The following is a 26,330-nucleotide window of genomic DNA, read 5'->3' on the forward strand; positions in this document are numbered from 1 at the left end:
CGACATGGGCCTGCTGCCCGGCGAGGAAATCGCAGTTATTCGCCTGGCGCCGTTGGGCAGCCCGACAGAATACCGCATCAAGAACTATCACCTGGCGCTGCGGCCGCACGACGCCAGCTTTGTGGACGTGGAGATGCTGTCTTGATGGACATGGCAAGACCGCAAATCACGGTGGCGCTGGCGGGCAATCCCAACACCGGGAAGAGCACGGTGTTCAACGCGCTGACCGGATTGCAGCAGCATGTGGCAAACTGGCCGGGGAAAACCGTTGAGAAGAAAGAAGGAATCTGCACACGCGTCAGCGGCGCGCAGATGACGGTCGTTGACCTGCCGGGCACCTACAGCCTGTCTGCCTATTCGCCCGAAGAAGTCATTGCGCGTGACTACATCCTGCAGGAGCGTCCGCAGGTGGTCATCAACGTGGTGGATGCGTTCAACCTGGAACGCAACCTTTACCTGACCGTGCAACTGCTCGAACTGGGCGCGAACCTGGTCCTGGCGGTCAACATGGTGGATATGGCCGATGCCGCCGGCCTGCAGCTCGACTGTGCGCGGCTGTCTGCGCTGCTTGGGGGCATTGCGGTCGTGCCCATGGTCGCCCGGCGCGGCAGCGGCCTGGATGAGCTGCTGAGCAGCGTGCAGGCGGCCGCGCAGGCGCCGGAGGATTCGCGCCCTGCGTTTCGCCTCGATTATGGCCGTGAGATCGAGGCTGAAATTGCCCGCGTCGGCGCAGCCTATGCTCGCAGTCTGCCGGCGCCGGCGGCTGGTGTGGACGACCAGGCATCGCCGCTCACGCGCTGGGTCGCGCTCAAGCTGTTGGAGGGCGAGGGCGAGCTGCCGCTGGCGCTGATGCAGCCCGCCGCGGCGCTCGCCGCACCTGCGCCTGTGCTGCCGGCCGTGCAGGCCAGTCAACAGCGCCTGCGCCAGTTCTACGGCGATGAGGTGGACATCGCCATCACCGATCAGCGCTACGGCTTTGTGCGCGGCCTGGCGCGTCAGGTCATCCGCCAGGCCCGTCCGGCCCGCCTGGACCTGACCGACCGCATTGACGGCGTGGTCACGCACCGCTGGCTCGGCATCCCCTTCTTCCTGGGCATGATGTACCTGATCTTTCACGTGGTGCAAAATGTCTCCACCCCCTATCTCGATTGGGTGGATGGGGTCATCAACGGGCCGATTGCGCGTTGGCTCAGCGCGCTTTTGAGCCTGCTGCAGGCGCCGGCCTGGCTGCAATCGCTGCTGGTGGATGGCGTGGTGGCCGGCGTGGGCAGCGTGCTAGCCTTCGTGCCGGGCCTGCTGGTGCTCTATTTCTTCCTGTCACTGCTCGAGGACAGCGGCTACATGGCGCGCGCGGCCTTTGTGATGGACCGGGCTATGAGCTGGATGGGACTGCACGGCAAGTCGTTCGTGCCGATGATCCTGGGCTTCGGCTGCGCGGTGCCTGCCATTTACGCCACGCGCACCCTGGAAAACCGCCGCGACCGCGTGCTCACCGCGCTGCTGGTGCCGCTGATGTCCTGCTCGGCACGGCTGCCGGTCTACGTGGTGTTTGGGCTGGCCTTCTTTCGTGAGCAGTCCGGCACCCTGATCTGGGCGCTGTATGCCACCGGAATTGTGGTGGCCGCGCTGGCCGGTCTCCTTCTCAGCAACACGGTGCTGCGCCAGCAGGCGGACAGCGCGTTTGTGCTGGAGCTTCCGCCCTATCGTCTGCCCACCTGGCACAGCCTGCGCGTCCACATGTGGGCCAACGTCAGCGATTTTGTGCGCAAGGCTGGCAGCCTCATCCTGGTGGCCTCCCTGGTTATCTGGCTGCTGCTCAACCTGCCCTGGGGCGTACAGGATCAGCGGCACAGCCTTTTCGGCCAGATCAGCCAGGCAGTGGCGCCGCTGCTGGTCCCGGCCGGCTTCGGTCATTGGGACGCGGCCGGCGCGCTGGTCACCGGGCTGGCGGCCAAAGAGGTGGTGGTCAGCACCCTGGCGCAGATCTACGCGCCGCAGGCGCCCGCCGCGCCGGCGCTGTCCAACGCCAACGTGGGCGCGGAGCTGCTGGGCATCGTCACCGGTTTGGGCAAGGCGACCCTGCAGGCCGGCCGCACCCTGTTGAGCCTGCTGCCCGGATTGGGCAGGATCGCGCCGGCCGCGCCGGCCACCGACACGGCCCTGAGCAGCGCGCTGCGTCAGCATTTCACGCCGCTCAGCGGGCTTTCCTACCTGGTGTTCGTCCTGCTCTATGTGCCGTGCGCAGCCACCCTGGGCGCGATCAAGGCCGAGTTTGGGTGGCGCTGGGCCGCATTTTCAGCCGGCTATCAGACCGGCATGGCCTATCTGGCAGCGGTACTCGTCTTTCAGGTGGGTCGCCTGGCGGGGTTCGCCTGATGCTGCACGAGATTCTGGACGCCCTGGGGCAAAGCACGGGCGCGCTGTGCCTGGATGACCTGGCGCAGCGCCTGGACATCAACCAGGCGGCGCTCGCAGGCATGCTGCAAACGCTGGTGCAGCGGGGATACCTGGTGGAAGTCGCGGACGCGGCGTCGCCGTGCAGCGCGTGCGCGTGGCGCGGCGGCTGCGTCATCATGACGACGGCCCGGCGCCGTTACGCGCCGGCGCGCAGCGGGGGGACCGGTCACGATCGAGCTGTTTGACAACTCATGAGGATGGTTGTAGACTCAGGGTCGTGGAAGAACCGCGATCGGTTGCGCGCCCGCGACGAAACCGTGACTTTCAGGGCGAGATAGAGGTTGTGGAATATGCAGATTGTAGCCATCTTGTGTCCTGAACACATAGAAGAGAAACTTGAGGCCAAGCATGGCGTCACCGATCGTGAAGCCCGTCAGGTATTACTTGGTAGGTCCCGGATTCGCTTTGCGGAGAAGGGCCATACCGACGGAGAAAATGTGTATGTGAGTTTCGGACATACGATGGGAGGCCGCTATCTGGCTGTATTCTTCATCTATAAGCCAACTAGCCAGACGGCCGTTATTATCAGTGCGCGTGAGATGAGCGAGAGAGAGCGTAGAACCTATGGACGCAAGTAAATTTAGCAGCATTTCACAGGTAGATACCGATGAAGGCGTGGGTGAGTTCTGGGATACCCACGATTTCACCGAATTCGACAATCCTGGCCTGCCCGATGTGGAGTTTACTATGGCGTGTGCTGTGCCAATCGAGATTGAGTTGTTCATGGCGCTTGAAAAGCAGGCTCACCGACGCGGCGTGCAGGTCGAGACGTTAGCGAATTTATGGCTGCAACAGAAGCTTGTCGAGCACATGCAGTATGCGGTTGCCTGAACCAGATCATCGTGCCCAAGATTCGACAAGCTGCTGATATCCGCATCAATGACCAGTGGCGCATCTGCTTCCGTTGGCAGGAGGGTGACGCCTACGATGTCGAAGTGACGGACTATCATTGAGCGTGAGAGGCTGAGGACCATGACTACTAAGTTTGCACCGGTACATCCAGGAGAGATTCTAGTGGAACGATGAACACGGTCGTGCTTGAAGTTCGATCACTATCCGAGACGCTGGCTGACGCAGCGCACACCATGAATGCCGGTCGTGCAGAACACGAGGCGCACATCGGTTTCGCCACCCCCGAGTTGTTATGGCAGGTGCTTACCAGCAGACGATGGCAACTGCTCAAAGTCATGTGTGGCGCGGGACCCATTTCAATTCGCGAGGCGGCTCGCCGTGTCGGGCGTGACGTGAAGGCTGTTCACGGTGATATGACGGCTTTGCTCAATGCGGGTCTGATTGATCGCACGGTGGATGGTCGCGTTGAATTTCCCTTTGAAACCGTCAAAGTAGAGTTTATGCTGCACGTGGCGCCAATTGTGAGTGCTGCACCGCCGAGCAGGCCGATGCAATTGGCAGTCGGTGGTCATCGCTGAACTCCCGGCGGCGACTGAAGCGATGGCCGTTGGAGCGTTTAGCAACAGGCCCTGTCACGACTGCCTGACGAGCTGCGCCCTGCCTACAAGGCTGCGTACTATGACGATGGCTTCTGGGGGACGACACACGATGAATACGGGGCGATGGTGGAGAGCGCGGCGGGTCTGGTTTGTGGAGAAAGACCGCCAGGGCTGCTCGCATCTGTACCCGCTGCTGGACCATTACCGGATGGGATATATGAGCACAAAGGCGAACACAACGCTATCCGAATCAGAAATTGATCAGATTGTCATTGCACAGGCCGATGATGATGCGGCTTGGGAACCTCCGATTCAGGTCGAACGCAGCACACCTGCATTGTTGTCACTACCCGGCGATTTGGTGATGCGGGCGACGTTCCTGGCGCAATTGCATCGCACGAAAAGCGTTGAGGAATGGCTCACACGCGTCGTTCAGGAACGTATCGAACTCGAAGAATCGCTCTTTATTGGAATCAAACAACGCCTGAGTTACACCCACCTGATGTCAGCGCCTTGAGATAAGAATTGACACCACAGCAACCACAACCCGTACACACCGCGTTAGTGATTGACGCGATTCGACAGATTGTTGACAAAGAACTCTGAACACCAGAATACAATCTTAGAACACAAGAACACCTCAATTCTATTGACAAATTTGCGTATTTCTCGTATAATTAGGCACAGAATTGCATAATGTTTGCGAACTTGTTCTTTGTGCCTTAAGAAGGTGTTCTATGTTGATCGAGCTCAAAATCAAGAACTATCGCTCTTTTCGTGAAGAAACCACTCTCTCCCTGGTGTCCAGCGCCGATAAGACCCTTTCGGAAAACACCATGCCCGTTCCTGAGTTCGGCGGACGTAGTTTGCTGCGTAGTGCAGTGGTCTATGGCCCCAATGCCGCCGGGAAGTCGAATCTGATCGCAGCCGCTCATTTTGTTGACGACTTCGTCAATTCTTCGATGGATCGAAAACTGAACAGCCCCATTGCGGCGACACCATTCCTGTTGGTCGCGGAACCGAATACCGATCCCTCTGAGTTCGAGATCACGTTCATTGATGATCAGGATGTGCGCTACCAGTACGGCTTTCATGTGACAGCAAAGCAGGTGGTACGCGAGTGGTTGGTGGCCTACCCCAAGGGCCTGCCGCAAACCTGGTTCGAGCGGGAGCAGGCTGGGGGCAGTGCGCCGTCGTGGAACTTCGGGCGCAACCTGAAAGGTAAGAACAGCCAGGTGGCTGAGTTGACCCGGCCAGATGTCCTTTTTCTCTCGAATGCCGCGAAGCTGAATCATCACCAGTTGGGGCGCGTGTTCGAGTGGTTCCAGACAAGCCTGCGGGTCATTGGCGCAGATCAACTAAGCCCCTATCTGTACACCTATTCGGCCGCCCGCGCCAGAGAAGACCGTCAGACGCACGAGCGTCTCCGCCGCCTGATGATCGCGGCCGATTTTGGCATTTCGGATTTCGAAGTGCATGAGGAGACCTACACGGAAAAAGATCTGCCTGAAGAAATGCCTGTGGCGCTGCGTAACCAGTTGATCAACCAAAAACATCTGGATGTTTACATGCGCCATCCTGTCGGGGCCGAGGCTGAGGTAGTCATGCCGTTGCAAGAGGAATCGAACGGTACGCAGCGCCTGTTTGCCCTGGGCGGGCCGCTCGTAGAAGTGTTGGAAAAGGGTTGGACGCTGTTTGTGGATGAACTGGATGCCAGCCTGCACCCGCTGCTAGTGCGTTACCTGGTTGAAATGTTCCACAACCCGCAGATCAATCCTAAAGGCGCACAGTTGATCTTCAACACCCACGACACCACGCTGATGGACTGCAACCTCTTTCGGCGCGACCAGGTCTGGTTTGTGGAGAAAGACCGCCAGGGCTGCTCGCATCTGTACCCGCTGCTGGACTACAGCCCGCGCAGGGACGAAGCCCTGACCAAAGGCTATTTGCTTGGCCGCTATGGCGCGATCCCGTTCCTGGGCGAGCCACTGTGGGAAGAGGCGCAGCATGCCCAAGCGTAAACCGGATGACCGCAAACTGCGTCGTTACGAGCGGGCGATGAGTTCCTACGATCGCCGGCCAGGAAACCGTTCTCCTGGCCAGTGCATCCTGATCGTTTGCGAAGGTGAGAAAACCGAACCGAACTACTTCGCCAGCCTGCGGGATCATCTCAAGCTGTCCACCGTCAGCGTAAAGATAACGGAGCGCGCGGGCGCTCCAATTAGTTTAGTTAATGAGGCCTTGTCTCAACGCATGAAACGACAACAGGATATCCGGAGCGGGCGCATAAACCTGCCCAACTTCGAAGAAATTTGGTGCGTATTCGATGTTGAGAACCCACGTGACAATCAAACGTTTGGCCGAGCCGTACAGGTTGCCGATAAAAACGAATTTCAGTTGGCCGTCTCCAACCCGGCTTTTGAGTTTTGGTATATTTTGCACTTCGAACATACCACCCGCCCGTTTGCTGATGGCGATGAGATCAAAGAATACTTGCGACGCTACATTCCAGGTTATCACGCCGCCATGCCCGTCTTTGATAAGCTGCCACCGACTCGAACGGCGCTGCAGCATGCCAAGAAAATCCTGGAAAACCATCCTCAAGGTGAACAACGTTTCCCGAACCCATCTACGCTGGTGCATTTACTGGCAGAAAAAATGATTGAGATGAGCCCAAGCGGGCGTCAGCATGTGAAGTGACGCTGATCCATCGAAATGGACGACAATTCGCAGACAGTGCGCAGTGACTTGTGACAAAGGCAGGCTGCAGAGCAGATCTGCAAAACAAAGAAACCGGACTTTGCAAAGTCCGGTTTCTTTATCTGTCTTTCAAGCGGCCAGCGCCGCGGCCGGGACGTTGAGCATGGCCTGCGGTTGGGTGAAGAGGAAGTGATCGTGATAATAGTGCATCCAAAGGAAGGAGAGCACGGAGATGTAGTAGGCGCGATCAAAGGAGGCGCTAACGCTCATGGCGGCGCCGAAGCGCAGCACCACGAAGATGAGCGCGCCAACGGCCACGGTGCCCACGGTGAAGCCGACCATCAGGAGATAGTAGGAACGCGCCGCGCCCGCCTGCGAAACGCGCTTGACGATGGACAGGGCATGCATCTCCCCTTTCTCGATGCGAATGCGGTTGATGTACCACGTCAAGGCCAGGTACTGGAACGAATGCCAGGTGTTCATCCCCTGAAAGGCCGTGTCCAGGTTGCCCAGCGATGGCACGATGAACGACGTGATGGTGGTCACCAGGATGAAGACAGCTTTGGGCACATGCAGGCTGCCCTCGCGGTATTCCTTGATCGTCTTGGCGATGAAGAGGACGAAGGCCAGGCCAAACGTGGCGGCTGCCAGGTAGAAGAACAGGGGCTGCTTGAGGAACTCAGGGATGGACTTGCCCAGGTCATTGGTGCCGATCAACAGATCACGACTGATGGTCAGACGGTAGGCGGCGATGGGGTAGAGGCTGGTCAACACCACCGCGTAGTCAATGACCCGGCTGGGCAATGACAAGGTGTCCCGCCGCTTCTTGTCATACACGCCGATGATGAAAACGATCTGATGCAGCACGTGCAGTGATGCCCAGAAGAAAAAGACGGTCAGCAGCAGTTCCAGGTTGAAGAGGGCGAGGGTAATGACAATCAGCGGGATGGCGATGGTCGAGCGGGCGAACGCCGGGCGTTTTTCGATAAAGTCGCGATCCAACATGGTACGCGTGAAGGTGCAGTACATGTGCGGCCCGCCAACGGCCAGCGCGACCAGGCCATTGATGACGTTGCGGGTCAGGTCCGTGTTGAAGCCAAACGTGTTGAGCGCCAACCAGGCCAGGTAGGGAAAGGGGACCAGAATAACGCTGAGGGTAATGAAGGTCAAGTCCCAGCGCTGGCTGCGCAGCCAGAGGCCGGCCTCGGTCGGAAAAGCCAGCCGGCTCATTCTCATTGCAGATGCTGCCATAAATCCTCCTCTGCTAAACAAAATCAAGGTTTCGGCGTGACGAAAATGATGAGCAAGTCACACCTACTGGATCAACGAAGTGCTGTGTCCATTGCTGGGAGGGCAAAAATGCCCGCGTGGGTCAATGGGCTGACCGCATAGCGGGCAGGTGGGGCGCCCCGCCGCCACCAGGGCCAGGGCATGTTCGCTGAAGTCGCGCATCATCTCACGCCCGGCCACAAAGCGAGCCAGGGCCGCCTGACTGCTGCCTTCGGCATCCTCAACCACCAACTCCTGCGCAATGATGATCACCAGGGCGCGTGCCTCATCGTAGCCCAAGCCAATCTGCCCGATCATAAAGGCCGGATAGACCGGCTCCTCCAGGGTCATGCGCGGGTTGTTGACGTTGACCAAATCGGTGCGCAGTTGGGGGAGCACATCCCCAACCTGTTCGAGCAACTGGGAGATGCCGATCGCCAGCGCCTGTACCTGCTGTTTTTCAATTTTCAACGTCACCACGCGCAGGCCGCTACGCGCCTGCAAGTAGAAGTCGCGTTGGCCCGGCCGGCCAATGGCGCCAACGGTGATGCGAGATACCGGATCAAAATCGTAATCAAACTGCGGCATATCTGTTTCCTTTTTTACACAACTATTGGCGCAACGTCGTTTACGGAATTTTCTGCTGTTCTTCCACAAAACTGGGCAGCACGCCTGTGTCATTGAAATGTTCCAGGCGAGCGTGGCCAGGCGCTGCAAAACGCAGCACAGTGACGGACGCCGGGCTAATCACGAGTCGCTGAAACAGATCCAGATGCAGGCCGAGGTAATGGGCCACGGCCGCCTTGAGAATGTCAGCGTGCGACACGACCAGAATAGTATCATCTGGATGCGTTCTGCGCAAGCGTTCCAGCGCACCAATGACGCGCGTTTGCGCCTCCAGCAGACTCTCGCCATCAGGAAAGCGCGCCAGGCTGGGCGCGATCATCAGCAGCGGCCAGAGATCGGTCTCGCGCATCGCCTTGAGTGGCATGCCTGTCCATTGCCCATAGTACACTTCGCCCAGGTCAGGATCCTGTTCCACAGGCAAGCGCAGGCGGTCAGCCAGGGGCGCCGCGGTTTCCAGGGCGCGCTCCAGCGGGCTGCTGTAAATCGCTTTGATCGGAATGTGCGCCAGGCGCTCTGCTAACTCATGCGCCTGCTGCTGACCAGCCGCGTTGAGATGGACACCAGGTGTCCATCCGGCCAGGCGCTCACCAACCCAATCGTTGGTGGCATGTCGTACAAGAAGAAGAGTGGTCAAGCGCTTGCTCACTGCGTGTAGAAAAACGCACCTGCGGGCTTACGGCTCGCAGGTGCGTTTTGATGGACAGATTACGCCAATCCGCGCATCAGCGCGGCAAGTTGCGCACGCGAGGGGCGCAGCTTTTCGTTAGCCATCATCGCCAGCGGCTCCTGATCGGCGATATTCACCAGATCAGGCATCGTGGGCTGGTTCGGGTTGATGTGAATCAGGCCGGTGATGATCTGCCGCGTGGTCTCGGCCTCGCGTAGAACCTGCACCGCCTGCATCCAGTCGGTCGGGTCGTAGGCGGTGTCCAGTTTCTTCAGCCGGACGTGCGATCCGTCGTGCATTTCGACATCCACGGCCGTGCCCGGCTCGTAATCCACCGTGATTTCCTGATAGGCGGGAATGTACGTCACCTCGTGCAGCGGTTCTTCGTGCGTGCGACCATACGAGTAGCTCTTGGTTGACTCGTCATGATCGTTGAAGGTGACGCAAGGGCTGATGATGTCAATCACGGCCGTGCCGCGGTGGCTGAGTGCAGCCTTGAGCAGCTCGCGCACCTGCTTGGCATCACCGGCGAAGGAGCGCGCGACGAAGCCGCAGCCCACAATGAGCGCTTCCATGCACAGGTCAATCGGCCGGAATTCGTTGGTGCCCGCATATTTGAGCACCTGCCCGATGTCGGCCGTCGGCGAGAACTGGCCTTTGGTCAGGCCGTAGACGCCGTTATTTTCGATGATGTACACCATGGGCACGTTGCGGCGCACCAGGTGCTTGAACTGACCGATGCCGATGCTGCCGGTGTCGCCGTCGCCGCTGACGGCGATGGCGCGCAGGGTGTGGTTGGCCAGGCAGGCGCCGGTGGCAATCGAGGGCATACGGCCATGCAATGAGTTGAAGCCGTGCGACCGGTTCAAGAAATAGGCCGGCGATTTGCTGGAGCAGCCAATGCCGCTCAGCTTGATGACCTCGTGCGGCTTCAGCGCCATCTCATAGGCCACGCGCACGATCTGATTGGAAATTGAGTTGTGGCCGCAGCCGACACACAGGGTGGAAGGCGAACCGTCGTAATCCTTCAGTTCAAGCCCGACCAGGTTCAGCTTGAGATTGCCGTTCGTCCTGGTCTTGCCGTCCGAACCGGCGATGGTCGTGGTGGTTGGAAGTGGAGTTGCCATGATGTTATCGCTCCTGCTCCATGATGGACTCGGTGAGAAAACGCGCGGTCAGCGGCAGGCCGTCGCACTTGGTGAGCCTGCGCAGTTTGGGTGCATACTCGGGCAGTTCCATGCATAAAATCTCGGCCATCTGCCCTTCGAAGTTGAGTTCGATCACGTAGATGCGGTCATGCCGCGCCACGAACTCGCGTAGCGTCTCCTCGATGGGCAGCGCACGCACGCGCAGGTAGTTGGTTTCGATCCCCTGCTTGCGCAACCGGTCACGCGCCTCCAGCACAGCCGGGTCGGCCGAGCCATACGAGATGATGCCGATCTTAGTAGCCGCCGCGTCATCCACCACCGGTTTGGGAACCAGGGTGCGCGCGGTATCGTGCTTCTTGTACAGGCGGGCCAGGTTTTGCTCCCAGTCGTCTGGCCGCTCGCTGTACACCGCCTTGGCATTATGTCCGGTGCCGCGGGTGAAGTAGGCGGCGCGGTAATCTTTGGTGCCGGGCAGCGTGCGGTAGCCGATACCGTCGCCATCCACATCCTCGAAGCGCGCCCAACTGCCCAGGCGCTGGATGTCTTCCGCGGTCAACACCTTGCCACGATCGAGCGGTTTCTCAGGATAGTTGAAAGGGTCGCTCATCCACAGATTCATGCCAATGTCCAGGTCACTCAGCACGAAAACCGGCGTCTGCAGGCGCTCGGCCAGATCGAAGGCCTGGATACCAAAATCGAAACATTCGCTCACCGAACTGGGCAAGAGTACCACATGGCGGGTGTCGCCGTGACCCATCGTATAGGCCATCAGCACATCGCCCTGCGCCACGCGCGTCGGCAGGCCGGTGCTGGGGCCCATGCGCTGCACATCCCAGATGACCACCGGCACTTCGGCAAAGAAGCCCATGCCCGCGTATTCGGTCATCAGCGAGAGGCCAGGGCCGGAGGTGGAGGTCATGCTGCGCGCGCCGGCCCAACCGGCGCCAATCGCCGTGCCGATCGCGGCAATCTCATCTTCCGACTGCAGGACCGCAAAGGTGGGCTTGCCGTTTTCGTCCATGCGCAACTGCGGCAAATACTCGTTCAGCGCCTCGGCTACACTGGTGGCCGGGGTGATCGGGTACCAGGCCACCACCTGCACGCCACCAAAAACGGAGCCTAAGGCGGCCGCGATGTTGCCTTCGATCATGATCTTGCCCTGCGTCTTGTCCATAGGCTCGACGCGGAAGGGATCGGTCTTCGTCAGGTTGGCGCCCGACCAGTCGTAGGCCATCTTGACCACAGTCAAGTTCAGGTTGATCGGTTTGGTTTTGCCGCCGAACTGGGTGTGCAGGGCGCCCTTGACATCTTCCAGGTCAATGCCCAGGAGATAGGCCAGGGCGCCTACGTAGACCATGTTGGCGATGTAATTCTTGATCTTGTCTTCGGCGCCTGATGCCTTGACAAATTCTTTGACCGGAACCCCGTAGTAGGTCACATCGGTGCGACTGCGGGCAAATTTCCATTCGAGGGGATGGATGCAGATGCCGCCCGCCGGTAGGCTGGCCAGGTCCTGCTCCGCCGTCTTCTCATTGAAGGCGACGAGAATCTCAGTCCCTTCGCGGCGGGCAATGTAGCCGTCCTTGCTGATCCGAATGGTGTACCAGGTGGGCAGGCCCTGAATGTTGGATGGAAAGAGGTTCTTGCCGTTGACAGGAATGCCCATGCGAAAAATAGAGCGAATAATCGAAATGTTGGCCGTCTGGCTCCCGGAGCCATTGGGGGTCGCTACAACAATCGAGAAATCGTTGACGACGTCCGGCCTGGCCGGAGCCGCCGCGGGCGCCGGGTGATCTAGCACAGCCGTTGTGCTTGACATTGAGAGTCTCCTCCTGAAATAACCTTTGTGCCGATGAGATTGGGCAGGGCGTAAGACGCAATCGCCTTCTGGCCTGATTCACGTCGTACGTCGCGTCCGTTTCCATTTCAAGACAATTCTAAGGCGGTAGGCAATGGGCCGCTATGAAATGGATCATGAAATGGATCATTATTGTATCACAAAGTAGATGTGATTGCACGAAAATCAGAGGGCCTGCAACTCAACCAGCAGTTGCCCCCGTTCCACCACCTGACCGGCGGCACAGCGCACCGCGCGCACCTGGCCGGCAAAGGGAGCCACCATGCGCAGCTCCATCTTCATCGCTTCGAGCAGCAGCAGCGTCTGCCCACGCTCCACCGTGTCGCCCACATGCACCAGCACATCGAGCACCTGGCCTGGCATGGCCGCTTCCAGGCCACCGTCGGCTGCGCCCGGCGCGCGGCGCCGTTGTTTGGTGCGCGGGTCCGGTCGCCGCAAAATGTAGGTACGCGCGCCCGTCAGCGCCACATGCCGCTGCAGACCATCGTGCGCCACCCATGCGCGCGTCCGCCGGCCGTTCATGTTGAGCACGATGACCCCATGTTGCGGCCGCTGCGCCTCGACCGCATACGCCCGGCCGTCCACCGTCACCCGGTAGCGATCGCCATCCTGCTCGATCTTGACGACGCGCACCCCATCTTCATCACCGGTCGCATGATACCGAAATTCCATTATGCCCTTTATGCCCTTTATGCCCTTTATGCCCCTACTTTTCCAGCCAGAAATCGCCGATTGCCAGGCCGTCCAGGCCGCTGCCGTAGAAGGTGCGCACCGCGTCCTGCGGCGTGTTGACAATCGGCTCGCCCTTGACGTTGAAACTGGTGTTGAGAATCATCGGCACGCCGGTCAGCTTTTCGAACTCGTCAATCACCCGGTACCAGCGCGGCAGGTCCTCGGCGCGCACGGTCTGCGGACGCACGGTGTTGTCCACATGCACCACCGCGGCAATCTGATCGGCCACTTCCGGGCGCACGTCGAAGGTCAGGATCATGAACGGCGCCTCGATGGGATTCAGCACAAAATCGCCGATGCGCTCCGCCTTGATCGAGGGGGCGAACGGTCGCCACGGTTCGCGGTATTTGACCGCTTCGTTGATCCTGTCCTTGACCGCCGCGCCAATGGGCGAGGCGATGATGGAACGGCTGCCCAGCGCGCGCGGCCCGGCCTCCATGCGCCCCTGGAACCAGCCCACGATGCCGCCCTGCGCGATGCGCGCCGCGGCGCGGCGCTCCAGGCGGCCGTTGGGCAGATACTCGTACCTTAGCTTGTGTCCATCGAGCACCGCCTTGATCTCGGCGTTGCTGTAGTCTGGCCCGTAATGCACCAGGCGCTGCTCGAAGCGCGGGTCGTCGCCCATCTCCGCGGCCACCAACTGCGCCGCGCCCAGGGCCGAACCGGCATCGTTGCTCACCGGCTGGATGAAGAGCCGATCCACCGCGCCGCTGTCCAGGATGACGCGGTTCATCTTGCAGTTCAAGGCCACGCCGCCGGCCAGGCACAGCGTGCGGCAGCCGGTCCGCGCCACGGCACGGCGCGCCAGTCCTACCGCGATCTGCTCCAGGCGATCCTGCACCGCCCAGGCGATGTTCTGCTGACGCGGCGTGATGTCATCCCCGTACTTGAACGGCAGACCCAGCTCATGCACCAGCTTGTCGGTGTAGCGGTCGCCGTACGTGTGCGCGCCGAAGAAGAAGTAGCTCGGATCAATCCGATAGCTACCGTCCGGGGAGATGGGCGCAATGCGCTCGAAGAGTGCGGCGATCTCAGGATCGTACGCGCCGTAGCAGGCCAGCCCCATCACGCTGCCCTCGTCCGAGTAGGGCCGAAAACCCAGGAACTCGGTCAGGCCCGCGTACATCCAGCCCGTGGAATCAGGAATGTCGAAGCTCTCGACCTGCGTGATTTCCATGCCCTTGCCGTGCCAGATCACCGTACACTGCTCCTCGCCGCTGGCGTCAATCGTCAGGATGGTCGCCTCATCGAAGCCGGACGACCAGAAGGCCGCGGCCGCGTGGGTCTTGTGATGCCCCACATAGCGAACGGGCCGCATCTGGCCGCGGTCCGCACCCTTGATGAGACTGGCGGTGATGCGATGCTGCACGTAGTCCGGCTGGAAGCGCTGTAAAATCTGTTTTTCGCTGATGTAGGTCAGCCAACCTTTGTCGCCGTAGCGGCGCTCGACATCGTCATAGAAGCGAGGCATGAAATCGGTGTACTTGGCAACATCCCACGATACCGCAATCGCATCAATGTCACTCAGCTTCAGCCCACCGGCCTTCAGACAGTATTGGCTGGCGCGGCTGGGCAGCAGGCCCGGCGCCTGCTTGATGCGCACGAAACGCTCTTCTTCGGCCATCGCGATCAGCTTGCCGTCTATCAGTAAACAGGCCCCGGTTGACTGTGGGCCTTCGGTGCAAATTCCCAGGATATTCATGATACTCCGCGTGTAAATATAAATTATTGGTCATTCGTAGCCAGGCTCCATGATAGCACAGGGCCAAAAGTGCGTCAAAAGGCGTTGTGACCTCACCTCGACCGGGGAAGGGGAGAAGGGGAGAAGGGGAAGGGGAGAAGGGGAGATGGGGGGAAGGGCGACATTTGCACATCGGGGTCATGATTGGCGAGAAACCGTTTTTGCGGTAGAATTGAATCCCGAACCAGAAAGCCGAAGAATTCGAGTGAACAGAGGAGTGGACGAGAGAATACTCATGAATGACACCACGATCAATGCCTGCATCAACTGCGGCCGCGATGAAAACCAGGTGCCGGTGGCGGCCTGGCGCATGGCGGGCCGCACGTTCCATATCTGCCCCGACTGCCTGCCGATGCTCATCCATCACCGCGCCGAGGTGATGCCCAAGTGGGGACTGGGTGCGCAAAATCCTGGTCAGTAACACATGCCCCATGCTGCGCGGCCGGTCGAATGACAGCAAATCCAAATGTACCCGGAATCGAGGCTTCAGCCGGTCTGCCACAGGGTTCTCAAGTGCCCAATAACCGGCTAAAGCCTCCATTCCAGATGTCTTCAGCGACCACATTTGGAATTCCTGGTCGAATGACGAGCTGAGCATGGCGGAGTCGAGATGAATAACGAGTTCTTGAACAGCATCCATGTGGTGCGGCGCTGGGCCTGGCTGATTGGCCTGCTGATGCTCGTCACCGTCGCCACGATCTTGTACCTGGGCTACACCGCGCCCGCCAGTTATCAGGCCCGCGTGCGTCTGCGCGTGCTGGCCGTGGAAACCGAAGCGGTCAGCCTGTTCGCGCCATCCTCTGCGCTGCCCGGGCGCGAGCAGATCATCAACACGCGCGAGGAGTTCTTTTCGTTCTTGCGCGGCCGCAACATCGCCTGGCAAACCATCGGCGACCTGGGGCTGGCGCTGGACGCGGACACCCTGCAGCAGCGCATGATCTTCGAGGAGCAGGACGATTTCGTCAGTGTGGTCGCCACCGCAGAACGCCCCGACCTGGCCGAAAAAATCGCCACGACCTATGTCAACTTTGCGCTGCAGGCCTACCGGGAGTTTCGTCTCTCCCCGGTCAACCAGAGTGTGCAGTTCATCGAAGCGCAACTGGCCGCTGAGCGCCAGAAGCTGACCGCTGCGCAGGATGCCTTTCTCAAGTTCAGACTTGCCAACGGCATCGAATCGCTGCCCGCGGAAATCGCGACCCTGCAAACTGAGCTGCGGCGTCTGCGTCTGGATCGCGACCAGGCGGTGATCGAAGAGCAGCAGGCGCAGGCGACGCTTGATCTGTACCAGGCGGCCGCGGACCAGGCGCAGGCGCAGGTCATTGCCCTGCTGGCCCCCGTGCCGACGCCAAACCCGCGCACGCCGCGCCCCACACCCACGACGCCGGCGCCGGGCGCGACGGTGACGCCTGACTTCGGCGCTTCGTTGAGCGCCGATGCGCGCCAGCAGTGGGCGCGCACCTATCAGGACGAGACGCTGCGCTATCAAAACCTGGTCACCGAGCAGCGTGTGCGCAGTCAACAGGCGCGCGCCGCGCAGGCCCGCTATGACCAGATGATTGCCCAGCGCGCCACAGAGATGTCATCCCTCATCGGTCTGCACACCGAATATGACAACCTGGAGGCCGCGGTCGCACGGGCCAACGACGCGTTTACCTTCCTGGCCGACAAAGCGACCGAAGCTCGTCTCAAAGAAAACCAGGGCCTGGATTCCGGCTTCCTGCAGATCATCGAGCCGGCGCGCATCCCCACCGACCCCACCCCTTCGCAAACCACCCGCCTGGCTTTGGTCGGGGCCCTGTTGGCCCTACTGGCCGGCATCGTGCTGGCGTTCGTGCTCGAATTTGCGAAAAACCTGCGCCAGGACAGCGCCGCCAGCCGGCCGGCCCCCCGGCATGTACACACACCGTGAACGACCGTCCGCACACCATCGCCTTTGTTGACCTGGCCCCGCGCCCCGGCGGCTCGATCGTCAGCCTGCTGCTGCTGGCGCAGGGGCTGGCTGAACGTCGCCGCCTGGGAGATGACCCCGCGCCGCTCTACCGGCTGGCCGTGGTTCTCAACGCAGCCAACCCGGCCGTCGCCCGCTTTCGCGACAGCGGCTTCTTCGCTGGCGGCGTGCTCACCATCGGCTCGCGGCAGGGGCTGGGCGATGATTACCCCGCCCTGGTCGAGCGGGCGCGCAGCAGCGGCCCCCTGGCACGTCTGCGCCGGCTGCCGGCCTTCCTCGCGGCCTGGCAAGGCGCGGGCGCGCTGCGTCGCCTGCTGGCTGACACCTTGCCGCAGGCGCGGCGCCTGCGCAATCTGCTGGCCCCCGTGCAGCCTGACCTGGTGCATCTCAATGACATCGTGCCGGTCAGCCGGGCCGGTATCCTGGCCGCTTCCTGGCTGCAGCGCCCCATCGTCTGCCATGTGCGCGCCCTCGACCCGCTGACCTGGACCGACCGCTGGCTGACCCGGCGCGTAGACGGGTTCATCTACATCTCGCAGGCCGTGGCTGAGCAACAGCGCCAGGCAGGCGCGCAGGTGCGTCGCGGCCAGGTGGCGCCCAACGCCGTCAACCCCGACGATTTCCCGCCAACTTTACGCTCCGGCGCGGCGCGCCAGGAACTGGGCATTGCGCATGATGCCTTTGTGGTGGGCAGCCTGGGACGCCTGGTCACCTGGAAGGGCCATCACGTCGCCCTGACCGCGTTCGCCGCCTTCGCCCGCCAGTGCCCCACCGCGCACCTGCTCATCGTGGGCGCGCCGGACGTGGCCGAACCTGACCTGGAACAGAGCCTGCGCCGCCTGGCTGTGGAACTGGGCATCGCCGATCGCGTCACCTTCGCCGGGCAACGTGACGATGTGCCGCAGGTCATGGCGACGCTCGATGTCCTTTGCCACTGCGCCATCGAGCCGGAACCGTTCGGCCGCGTCGTCATCGAAGGCATGGCCAGCCGGCGCCCCGTCATCGCCAGTGCGGCCGGCGGCGTGCTGGAGATCATCGAGTCGGGTGTCAACGGGCTGCTGGTTCCCCCCGGCGATAGCGCCGCCCTGGCCGCGGCCTTGACCGACCTCTGGCAGCATCCCCTCGAAGCCGCTCGCCTGGCCGCGGCCGGCCGTGAGCGGGTCGAAACGCACTACACGCTCGCCCAACATGTGGCCGGCGTCGAAGCCATGTACGACGACATCTGGCGCGAGACTGGCCGCGCCTGGCCAGGTGGGACGCCATGAACGCACCTGCCCGCCCATTTTCACCCTGGTGGCCGTGGCTGCAACGGACGGCCCTGGCTGCCGGCATCGTGACCCTGGGCCTGGCGCTTGGCCTCACCCTGTGGGATGCGCAACGTCTGCCGTTGACGGTGGCGCTGGTGGCGGTGGCCTTTGCCCTCTTGCTCGTCACGCTTGACCCGCTGCTCGGCCTGGCCGCCTGGATCGCCATCTCACCGTTCGCACCCTTCTGGAATCTCGACATTCACCTGGGCGCGGGCATCCCCGACCTGGCGTTGGCACGGCTGGCCGCCGGCTGGGCGGTGATCCTGCTCTTGGCGCAGGCCGCGCGGCGGCGCCGGCGTCTGGCGCTCCCCAACCTGCTCGATGTGACGCTGCTGCTCTTTGGCGCCGCCATCGTGCTTAGCGGCCTGTCCTCGGTCTACGGCGCCAGCGCCGGGGTACAGGCCGCGTTCGATGCCTACCTGCTGCCGTTTCTGGCCTACGTGTTGGCGCGCAACCTGGTGCAGACGCCGGCCGCGGCCCGCCTCGTTCTGCTGACCCTGGTCATCATCGGCGCCTACCTCGCTTTTCTTGTGCTGCAAGAACAGGCGACCGGCCGCGTCCTCTTTGCCCTGGACACGGTGCAGTTCACCTACGGCACCGGCCTGCGCCGCGTGGTCAGCCTGCTCGGCAACCCGGTCTTCTTCGGCATCCCGCTCGCCTTCAGCGTGGTGGCCTGCCTGCTGCTCCTGACGACCGAGAAGCGACGCCTGGCGCAGGGCCTGATCGTCCTGCTCATGCTGGCCTTTGTCGTCGCCGCTTTCTACACCTACAACCGCGCCAGTTGGGCCGGCGTGGCCCTGGCCGTGGTGGTACTTTCCGCCTTTTTTGGCCGTCTGCGCCGCACCTTGCTGCCGGCGCTGGTCATGCTGACGCTGGTGGGCGTCTTGAGTTGGCCAATCCTCAGTCAGCAGCCGATCATCGAAGAACGCCTGGCCGACGAGGCCTCAGTCGAGGATCGTCTCAACAACGTGACGGTGTCGCTGGCCCTCTGGCGACAGGCCCCGCTCTTCGGCATCGGCTATGCCAGCTTCGGCCTGGCCGCGCTCGACCAGGGCCTGCTGCCGCGCATCGCCAAGTACGTCCCCGCGCCGCACAACTCCTACCTCTTCGTCCTGACCTCCGGCGGCCTGCTGGCGCTGACCCCCTATCTCTTGAGCTTTGCCGTCATCGCGTTCGATCTCTGGCGCTTCGGTCGCCGCGCCCCGCCTGGCGCAGCCGCCCCGCGCGTCCTGCACAGCATGATCGCCGGGGGCTGGGCCGTCCTGCTCATCATGCTCGGCACCTCGCTGACCTACGATGTCGCGACCGGCACCCTGACCAGCCTGATGTTCTACTTTTTCATGGGAGCCGTCTATGGCATGGCTGAACATGCCGCCGCCCGCGCCTGACGCCGCGCCCTGCCGCGTCGCCATGCTGGGCCAGTACCCGGCCGATCCCACGCGCATCGTCGGCGGCGTCGAAGCCGTCGTCGTCACCCTGGCGCGGGAACTGGCCAGCCTGCCGGGCATGGAAATCCATGTGCTGAGCGGCAGCCCGGCCGTCAGCCAGATCACGCAGGAGCAGCACGGCCGGGTCACGGTTCATCGCGTCCCGGAAATGCGCCTGGGCCGCCTGTTCCTGCTGCGCACCGATTGGTGGTGGCTGCGCAGGGCCATCCGCAGCGTCGCGCCCGACGTGGTTCATGCGCACAGCGCCGGCGCCAACGTGGACGCCGCGCTCTCCAGCGGCCTGCCCGCCGTCGTCACCATTCATGGCGTCGTGGCGCAGGAGGCGCGGTTGGCCAGCCAGGGCGGCAGCCTGGCCGGCCGGCTGCGCTGGACGTTCGACCGCGTCTACGAGCGCTACAGCCTGGCGCGGGCGCAGAACATCATCGTCATCAGCCCCTATCTGCTGCGTGAATTCCCCTGGCTGGCGCGGCGCGGCCGCATCACCGCCATCGAGAACCCGGTGGACGCCGCCTTCTTTGACATCGCGCGCACGCCCGCGCCGGCCACCCTCCTCTGCCCCGGCCGCATCATCAGCCGCAAGGGCATCCTGGACCTCATTCACGCCTTTGCGCAGGTTGCCGCAGCCGATGAGCGCGTCGAACTGCGCCTGGCCGGCGAGATGGGCGCAGAGCCGGCGTATGGCGCAGCCTGCGTGCAGGCCGTGCAGGCGCATGGCCTGCACGGCCGCGTGCATTTCCTGGGCAGCCTGTCCGCCGCGGCCATGCGCGCCGAACTGACGCGCTGCACCGCAGTCGCCCTGGCCGCGCATCAGGAGACCGCGCCCGTCACCATCGCCGAGGCCATGGCGGCCGGCTGCCCGGTCGTCGCCACGGCCGTGGGCGGCGTGCCCGACATGATCGAGCACGGGCGCACCGGTCTGCTCTCGCCGGCCGCGGACATCAACGGCCTGGCGACCAATCTGCGCCGCGTGCTGGATGACCCGGCGCTGGCGCTGCGCCTGGCCGCGGCCGCCCGCGCCGAAGCGGCCGGCCGCTTTCATCCGCTGGCCGTGGCCCTGCGCACGCGGGCCGTTTATCAACAGGTGAGGCAGCGATGAGCGCCGAGCGCTTGCGCCTGGCGCTGGCAACGTTCTACCCGGCCCGGCCGGACGAGGTGATCGGCGGCATTGACAGCGTCGCGGTCAACCTGGTGCAGGGCCTGGCCGCGCTCCCCGACCTGGAACTGCACGTAGTTTCCACGCGGCCCGAAGTCGTGCATGATGTCACCTACAGCGCAAACGGCGTCACCTTTCATGCCCTGGCCTCCCCGCCGCAGCGCCTGATCCCCAACCTATTCGCCAACATTGGCCGGGTCAGCCGTGTGCTGCGTGCCATTCAGCCCGATGTCGTGCATGCCCACAATGCCGACTACGCGGTGGCGGCCCTGCGCCTCGGCCTGCCCACCATCTACACCGTGCATGGGCTGGCCGGCCGCGAACTGCGCCAGCCCGCGCCGCCGCAGCAGCGCCTGGCTCTGATCCTCCTGCTGGCGTTGGAACGCCTGGCCCTGCGCCGCGCCCCGCACGTGGCCGCGCTCAGCGCCTTTGGCGAAGCCTATCTGCGGCCGCACACGGCCGGCCAGATTCACCGCGTGGACAATCCGGTCTCGACCGCTTTCTTTGCCCTGCCGCCCGCGGCGCAGAGCCATCGCCTGATCGCCATCGGCAGCATCGTGCCGCTCAAGGGCCAACTCACCCTGGTGGCCGCGCTCGCGCTGCTGCACCAACAGGAGCCGGCCGTCACCCTGCGCTGCCTGGGCAGCATTGCCGACCGCGGCTACCATGCGCAGGTGATGCAGGCCATTGCCCGGCACGGCCTGCAGGAGGTCATCAGCGTGACCGGGCTGGCGCCGCCCGCAGACGTGGTCGCCGCGTTGGGCGACAGCGCCGTGCTCCTCCATCCCTCGCGGCACGATCATGTGCCGATGGCCGTCGCCGAAGCGATGGCGGCCGGCCGGCCGGTGGTTGCCACCCGCGCGGGCGGCATTCCCGGCCTGGTCAGCGATGGCGTCACCGGCTACCTGGTCCCGGTGGGCGACGCCGCAGCCCTGGCCGGCCGCACCCTGGCGCTGCTGCGTGACGCCGACCTGCGCCAGACCCTGGGCGCGCAGGCGCGCCAGGTTGCGCTGGCGCGATTTTTGCCAACCGTGGTCGCTGCCAGGTATCATTCCCTCTACCGGCTCGCCGCCGGCAGTCCATCAGCCCCCGGTCGGTGAGTTTTTTCTATGCGCGTTCTTTTGGTGACCAACATGTACCCCTCGCCCCGCCGGCCCCACTTCGGCACCTTTGTGCATGACGAAGTGGAAGCCCTGCGCGGTCTGGGCGTGGAGATGGATGTCCTCTTCGCCGACGGCCAGCGCCACACCTCGAATTACGTGGCCGGCATGGCCGCCGTCTTAAGCCGCAGCCTGGGCCGCCAGCGCTATGACCTGGTGCATGCGCACTACGTCCTGAGCGGGGTGCTGGCGCGCTGTCAGCTCCGCTGGCCGCTGGTGTTGACCCTGCACGGCAGTGAAGTGGCCGTGGGCTGGACGCCGCCCCTCTCGCGCGCGCTGGCGCGTCTGGCTGACTGGGTTATCGTCACCTCCCCGCGGGTCCTCGATGATCTGCACATGAACCTGCCGCACGTGGCGGTCATTCCCTGCGGCATTGATCTCGATCTGTTCACGCCAGGCGAGCAGGCGGCTGCGCGCGCCGCCCTGGGCCTGCCGGCGGAGCGTCAACTGGTGGTCTTCGTCGGCGAGCCGCGGCCGGAGAAGCAGGTACATCTGCTCGAGGGCGCCGTGGCCCGCTTGCAGGCCGCCGGGCAGCCGGTTGACCTGGTGATCGCCAGCGGGCAGCCGCACGAACGGGTGCCGCTCTTCATGCAGGCGGCCGACGTGCTGGGCCTCACCTCCAGCTACGAAGGTTCGCCCATGGTCATCAAGGAGGCGATGGCCTGCAACCTGCCGATCGTCGCCACCGATGTGGGCGACGTGGCGGGGGTGATTCGCGACACGGCCGGCTGCTACCTGACCGCGCCGACGGTGGAGAGCGTGGCCGACAAGCTGGCGCTGGCGCTGGCCTTTGGCGGCCGCACCGACGGTCGCAGCCGCATCCGCCATCTATCGGGCGCGGCGGCCGCTCAGCAGGTGCTCGCGGTTTATCATGAGGTGCTGCGATGATTCACAATGATAGTCGCCCCCGGCGTGTCCTGGTCATCCTGGGTCAGGGCGGGCACACCGCGGAGATTCTGCGCCTGGTGGACATGCTGGCTGCGCACGGGGCGCCGTTCGTCTATCAGTATCTGATCACGCGTGAAGACAACGTCTCCGGCCAGCGCATCCGCATCCCCGGCGCCATCTTCTGGGTGAATCGCACGCGCTACAAATCGTATGCCCTCTGGCAGGAGATCTTACGCAGCCTGTTGGCGCTCGTGCAGTCCTTCTTCGTCATCCTGGCCGCGCGACCGCACGCGGTCATCACCTCTGGGCCGGCCGTGGCGGTGCCGGTGGCGCTGTGGGCCAGACTGTTCGGCGCGCGCGTGATCTTCATCGAATGCGGCGCGCGCGTCACCCGGCTGTCGTTGACCGGGCGGTTGATGAAGCGCCTGGCGCATCTCTTTTTTGTGCAATGGCCGGAGTTGCTGGACGATTATCCGCAGGCGATTTATGCAGGACGGTTGGTATGATCTTTGTCACCGTGGGCGCGGGCGATTTCAACTCATTGATTCAGGCCATGGATGAGCTGGCGCCGACGCTGATAGCGGCCGGCGAACAGGTGCTGCTGCAGATCGGGCATGGCGCGTTCGTACCCCAACATGCGGATCATTTCCGTTTCGCGCCGTCGCTCGAACCGTACTTCGACCAGGCCGACGTGATCGTATCGCACGGCGGCATCGGCGTCGTCACCGAGGTGCTGCGCAAGGGCAAGCGCCTGGTGGGCGTCAGCAATCATGACCGCTACGACGATCATCAGGACGACCTGCTGGCTGCCATGTCCGCCCGCGGCCATCTCGTCTGGTGCCAGGATTTGGCCCGCCTGCCCGAGGCCATCGCCCAGGCGCGCACGGCATCGTTCAACCCCTATCACGAAGAACCGGGCCAGCTCGTAGAGATCATCATGGACTTCATCCTCCATGGTCACAAATTCCGCCACATTGCTGCGACAGGCTGGTTGTGCTACAATTGCCTGTGGCGCCATGATGAACAACTTTGGAAGCCATGAAGGGTAATTCCGACCATGACACCAGCGGAACGTGGTCAAGCCGGCGTGTTGTCGGGGCGGGGGGGGGGGGGGGGGGGGGGGGGGGGGGGGGGGGGGGGGGGGGGGGGGGGGGGGGGGGGGGGGGGGGGGGGGGGGGGGGGGGGGGCGCGAGACGTGTTTGACCGATCTCATTACCTGACTATAATCCCTGGCACATGAAACGCGTCAACAGGCAACTTCGGTCCTCTCGTTACTTGCTGCTTCTGCTCCTGGTCACTGCGGGTATGATCTTCCTGTACGGCCAGATTCCCTATGGCCGCGAGCCGTATGCCTCCTGGGATTTGTACCACTACCGTCAGATCAGCGCGGCCGCCCCGGCCATCACCGATGCGGTGCAGCAGCCCTTCGCCTTTCGTCTGCTCGGTCCCTACCTGGCCGGACTGCTGCCGCTGCCCGACGCCGCGGCCTATTATCTGCTGACCGTGACCGCCGCGCTGGCGCTCGTCGGCCTGACCTACTTCTTCCTGCTGGCCTGGCCGCTCACCCCGCCGGTCGCGCTGCTGGCAACCCTGCTCTTCGTGTTCAACAAGCACCTCTTCGGGTTCAACGTCTGGGACTTCTTTGCCCTCAATGACCTGCTGTCGCTGATTTGCCTGGTCGTTCTTCTGTGGGCGCTAACACGCCTGCGCTGGCCGCTGTTCGCGCTGATCTTCGCCCTGGCCGCGGCCGGCCGTGAAACCGTACTCATCATGCTGCCCGTCACCCTGGCCTTCCTGATCGAGCGCCGGCTCCTGGCTGCGCACGGCCGCGCCGCGCTCCTGGCGATGCTGCCGGGCCTGGCCGTCTTCCTGGCGCTGCGCCTGCTCGTTGGTCACACCGGCGGTCTGGGCCTTCTGGAACAACTGGCGCGTGCCGCGCCCAAACTGCTCCTCCCGGAAACCTGGCTGCGGCTCCTGGGCAACGCGTTCTTGCCTGTCAGCCTGCTCCCCCTGGTCTTCTGGCGCAGTACCCTGGCCTTCTTCCGCGGCCAGCGCTACCTGCTCCTCTACCTGGCGCTGATCCTGGTCAGCACCTTTTTCGGCTTCGACAACGAGCGCCTGATGGCCCCGGCCTTCATCGTCGTCTATCTGCTCATCGCTGTCTTGATCGAAACCCACCTGGCCGCTCCGGTTGGCCTGCGCTGGCTGCTGGCAGGCGCCGGTTTTGCGGCCAGTTTTCAGCACCTCATCGGGCGCTTCCCGCTGCCCTCGCCGTGGCTCACCTACGCGCTCTCCCTGGGCGCAATGCTCTGCGTCACCCTGGCGGCCCTGTGGACCCTGCGCCGGTCGCCGCCTCTGACCCCCGCCACCCTCGCCCTGCATGTGCCCGGACTCAACCGGTAGGTGATACAACCGTTGGACGCTGGCGTACTTGCCCATCTGCTCCGATCCAAAGGCCTCTGGCATGTGCCGCGGCGCTTTGCCCTGCTGCTGGCGCGGCTGGGGCCAACCCCGGCCCGCTTCACCGCCGCGCTCGACGCGATCGTCGAGGTCCTGGCGCGGCACGGCGCGCCGGCCAGCTTTCCAACCACGGCCGTGGCCCTGGCGCGGCACCCGTTGCCTCTGCAGCGCCTGGCCGCGTTAGGGATCGAAGTGGCTGTCCACAGTTACCATCACGTGGATCTGAGCCAGCGGTCACCGGCCAGCCAGCGCGATCAGGTGATCAGAGCGCGCCAGGCCTTCGCACAGCATCACGTGCCGGCCGTCGGCTTCCGGGCGCCCTATCTGCGCTGGAACCACGATCTGCTGCGCCTGCTGTTTTCCCAGGGCTTCACCTACGACAGCAGCACCTGCGCCCTGTGGCCCGTCTTGTCGCCAGAACAGCTCGCAGCGCCGGTCATCCAGACCGTGCTCGATTTCTATTGCCCGCTGGACGCCGGCCGCGCGCCGGTTCTGCCCTATCTGCTGCCCGAAGGATTGGTGGAAATTCCCGTCTCGCTGCCCGATGACGAGATGCTGGTGGATCGGCTGGGTTTGGCCGCGGCCGACATGGCAGCCATCTGGCGCGCCATGTTGACGGCCAGCCATCAGGCCGGTGAACTGCTGGTGTTGCAACTGCACCCCGAACGCGGACGCGGGGGTGCGCCGGCGCTGGACGCCGTGCTGACCGCCGCGCGGGCCTTACAGCCGGCCGTTTGGATCACCACCCTGGCCGAGGTGGCAGAATGGTGGAAGATTCGCCCGCAGTGCCAGATTCACCTGCAGGGCCAGGGCGACGGTCGCTGGGAGGTCAGCATGAACGCGCCCGTCGCGGCGCGGGTGCTGGCGCAAGGGCCTTTGATCGTTGAAACCGTCGCGGGCAACATCCACGCTGCGCCGCTGACTTCCCGCTGGCCGCACGTCACGGACGTGACCGCGGAATCGTTCGTCGTACGCAGCGATTTGCGCCCATTTATCGGCCTGGCCCCTGGCAGCGCGCAGGAACTGCTGGGCTTCTTGCGCCAGCAAGGCTATGTCGTGGAGATCAGCCCGGAACGGGCGCTCTACCCGGTTTACTTCGACTGGGAAACCTTCGACCTGGCGACGCAGGCGCGGACGGCCGTGCAGAGGGTGGAGGCGCCAGATGTGCCGTTGCTGCGCTTCAGCCGCTGGCCGGACGCAGCCCGCAGTGCGCTGGTGGTCAGCGGAGATATTGATTCACTGACGTTTTGGGACTATTTGTGGCGCCTGTCCGAAAGCTGACAGGGGCCGGCGCGGCCGCAGCGGGCTGCTCGTGG

26 protein-coding genes and 2 pseudogenes are annotated in these 26,330 nt (G+C 63.4%); 21 read left to right on the forward strand and 7 right to left on the reverse strand.

The window, feature by feature from the left end; translation table 11 throughout:
* The 10 genes and pseudogenes from IPM84_15280 to IPM84_15325 all read left to right on the forward strand — a co-directional run.
* The coding region (locus IPM84_15280; GenBank protein ID MBK9094102.1) for a ferrous iron transport protein A at positions 1-145 on the forward strand (145 nt) is incomplete at its 5' end.
* Positions 145-2,376 carry a ferrous iron transport protein B gene (feoB, locus tag IPM84_15285; GenBank protein ID MBK9094103.1) on the forward strand — a complete coding sequence of 744 codons (2,232 nt, stop codon included), beginning with the start codon at positions 145-147 and terminating at the stop codon, positions 2,374-2,376. The genes IPM84_15280 and feoB, both read left to right, overlap by 1 nt.
* Positions 2,376-2,642 carry a helix-turn-helix domain-containing protein gene (locus IPM84_15290; GenBank protein MBK9094104.1) on the forward strand — a complete coding sequence of 89 codons (267 nt, stop codon included), beginning with the start codon at positions 2,376-2,378 and terminating at the stop codon, positions 2,640-2,642. Before feoB ends, IPM84_15290 begins: the two co-directional genes overlap by 1 nt.
* Before the next feature lie 105 nt (positions 2,643-2,747).
* A complete protein-coding gene (locus IPM84_15295; GenBank protein ID MBK9094105.1) occupies positions 2,748-3,035 on the forward strand; it encodes a BrnT family toxin in 288 nt (95 codons plus the stop codon).
* A complete protein-coding gene (locus IPM84_15300) occupies positions 3,022-3,288 on the forward strand; it encodes a hypothetical protein (protein MBK9094106.1) in 267 nt (88 codons plus the stop codon). The genes IPM84_15295 and IPM84_15300 overlap by 14 nt, the downstream gene beginning before the upstream one ends.
* Before the next feature lie 38 nt (positions 3,289-3,326).
* Positions 3,327-3,410 (forward strand): annotated as a pseudogene (locus IPM84_15305) (type II toxin-antitoxin system RelE/ParE family toxin).
* Positions 3,411-3,479: 69 nt separating this feature from the next.
* Positions 3,480-3,815, forward strand: a pseudogene (locus IPM84_15310) (DNA-binding protein).
* Between the two features lie 202 nt (positions 3,816-4,017).
* Positions 4,018-4,425 carry a hypothetical protein gene (locus IPM84_15315; GenBank protein ID MBK9094107.1) on the forward strand — a complete coding sequence of 136 codons (408 nt, stop codon included), beginning with the start codon at positions 4,018-4,020 and terminating at the stop codon, positions 4,423-4,425.
* 220 nt (positions 4,426-4,645) lie between these two features.
* The gene (locus tag IPM84_15320; protein MBK9094108.1) at positions 4,646-5,929 is read left to right on the forward strand and encodes an AAA family ATPase; all 1,284 of its coding nucleotides are present in this window, start codon (positions 4,646-4,648) and stop codon (positions 5,927-5,929) included.
* Complete coding sequence (locus IPM84_15325; GenBank protein ID MBK9094109.1) at positions 5,916-6,608, forward strand: RloB domain-containing protein; 693 nt, start codon at positions 5,916-5,918, stop codon at positions 6,606-6,608. The genes IPM84_15320 and IPM84_15325 overlap by 14 nt, the downstream gene beginning before the upstream one ends.
* Positions 6,609-6,737: 129 nt before the next feature.
* On the opposite strand, the gene IPM84_15330 is transcribed toward IPM84_15325, so the two are convergent.
* From IPM84_15330 to IPM84_15360, 7 genes are all read right to left on the reverse strand, one after another.
* Complete coding sequence (locus tag IPM84_15330) at positions 6,738-7,859, reverse strand: hypothetical protein (GenBank protein ID MBK9094110.1); 1,122 nt, start codon at positions 7,857-7,859, stop codon at positions 6,738-6,740.
* A 63-nt stretch (positions 7,860-7,922) separates the two neighbouring features.
* Entirely contained in the window at positions 7,923-8,465 is a 543-nt protein-coding gene (locus IPM84_15335) for a DUF3090 domain-containing protein (protein ID MBK9094111.1), read from the reverse strand.
* A gap of 40 nt (positions 8,466-8,505) precedes the next feature.
* Positions 8,506-9,138 (reverse strand): MSMEG_4193 family putative phosphomutase, encoded by a 633-nt coding sequence (locus IPM84_15340; GenBank protein MBK9094112.1) that lies wholly within the window; start codon positions 9,136-9,138, stop codon positions 8,506-8,508.
* A gap of 71 nt (positions 9,139-9,209) precedes the next feature.
* The gene (locus IPM84_15345) at positions 9,210-10,298 is read right to left on the reverse strand and encodes a 2-oxoacid:ferredoxin oxidoreductase subunit beta (protein ID MBK9094113.1); all 1,089 of its coding nucleotides are present in this window, start codon (positions 10,296-10,298) and stop codon (positions 9,210-9,212) included.
* Between the two features lie 4 nt (positions 10,299-10,302).
* The gene (locus IPM84_15350) at positions 10,303-12,138 is read right to left on the reverse strand and encodes a 2-oxoacid:acceptor oxidoreductase subunit alpha (protein MBK9094114.1); all 1,836 of its coding nucleotides are present in this window, start codon (positions 12,136-12,138) and stop codon (positions 10,303-10,305) included.
* 204 nt (positions 12,139-12,342) lie between these two features.
* Entirely contained in the window at positions 12,343-12,849 is a 507-nt protein-coding gene (locus IPM84_15355) for a hypothetical protein (GenBank protein ID MBK9094115.1), read from the reverse strand.
* A gap of 34 nt (positions 12,850-12,883) precedes the next feature.
* Positions 12,884-14,611 (reverse strand): nodulation protein, encoded by a 1,728-nt coding sequence (locus IPM84_15360; GenBank protein MBK9094116.1) that lies wholly within the window; start codon positions 14,609-14,611, stop codon positions 12,884-12,886.
* Positions 14,612-14,885: 274 nt separating this feature from the next.
* Here IPM84_15360 and IPM84_15365 point away from each other — a divergent pair, with 274 nt between their 5' ends.
* The 11 genes from IPM84_15365 to IPM84_15415 all read left to right on the forward strand — a co-directional run bounded on the left by IPM84_15365 (position 14,886) and on the right by IPM84_15415 (position 26,295).
* A complete protein-coding gene (locus IPM84_15365) occupies positions 14,886-15,071 on the forward strand; it encodes a hypothetical protein (protein ID MBK9094117.1) in 186 nt (61 codons plus the stop codon).
* Between the two features lie 189 nt (positions 15,072-15,260).
* On the forward strand, positions 15,261-16,559 hold the full coding sequence (locus IPM84_15370) for a hypothetical protein (GenBank protein MBK9094118.1): 1,299 nt from the start codon (positions 15,261-15,263) through the stop codon (positions 16,557-16,559).
* Positions 16,556-17,863 (forward strand): glycosyltransferase family 4 protein, encoded by a 1,308-nt coding sequence (locus IPM84_15375; GenBank protein MBK9094119.1) that lies wholly within the window; start codon positions 16,556-16,558, stop codon positions 17,861-17,863. Before IPM84_15370 ends, IPM84_15375 begins: the two co-directional genes overlap by 4 nt.
* Complete coding sequence (locus IPM84_15380; GenBank protein MBK9094120.1) at positions 17,860-19,293, forward strand: O-antigen ligase family protein; 1,434 nt, start codon at positions 17,860-17,862, stop codon at positions 19,291-19,293. Before IPM84_15375 ends, IPM84_15380 begins: the two co-directional genes overlap by 4 nt.
* Positions 19,259-20,449 (forward strand): glycosyltransferase family 4 protein, encoded by a 1,191-nt coding sequence (locus IPM84_15385; GenBank protein MBK9094121.1) that lies wholly within the window; start codon positions 19,259-19,261, stop codon positions 20,447-20,449. Before IPM84_15380 ends, IPM84_15385 begins: the two co-directional genes overlap by 35 nt.
* Positions 20,446-21,606, forward strand: a complete 1,161-nt coding sequence (locus IPM84_15390; GenBank protein ID MBK9094122.1) for a glycosyltransferase family 4 protein — start codon at positions 20,446-20,448, stop codon at positions 21,604-21,606. The genes IPM84_15385 and IPM84_15390 overlap by 4 nt, the downstream gene beginning before the upstream one ends.
* Before the next feature lie 9 nt (positions 21,607-21,615).
* Entirely contained in the window at positions 21,616-22,554 is a 939-nt protein-coding gene (locus IPM84_15395; protein MBK9094123.1) for a glycosyltransferase, read from the forward strand.
* Entirely contained in the window at positions 22,551-23,060 is a 510-nt protein-coding gene (locus IPM84_15400) for a hypothetical protein (GenBank protein ID MBK9094124.1), read from the forward strand. Before IPM84_15395 ends, IPM84_15400 begins: the two co-directional genes overlap by 4 nt.
* Positions 23,057-23,596 carry a hypothetical protein gene (locus IPM84_15405; protein ID MBK9094125.1) on the forward strand — a complete coding sequence of 180 codons (540 nt, stop codon included), beginning with the start codon at positions 23,057-23,059 and terminating at the stop codon, positions 23,594-23,596. Before IPM84_15400 ends, IPM84_15405 begins: the two co-directional genes overlap by 4 nt.
* A 194-nt stretch (positions 23,597-23,790) precedes the next feature.
* Complete coding sequence (locus tag IPM84_15410; protein MBK9094126.1) at positions 23,791-24,957, forward strand: hypothetical protein; 1,167 nt, start codon at positions 23,791-23,793, stop codon at positions 24,955-24,957.
* Complete coding sequence (locus tag IPM84_15415; protein ID MBK9094127.1) at positions 24,958-26,295, forward strand: polysaccharide deacetylase family protein; 1,338 nt, start codon at positions 24,958-24,960, stop codon at positions 26,293-26,295. It begins immediately after the preceding gene.
* The last annotated feature ends 35 nt before the right edge of the window (positions 26,296-26,330 follow it).

The organism is Candidatus Amarolinea dominans (genome assembly GCA_016719785.1).
GTDB classification, from domain to species: Bacteria; Chloroflexota; Anaerolineae; order SSC4; family Amarolineaceae; genus Amarolinea; species Amarolinea dominans.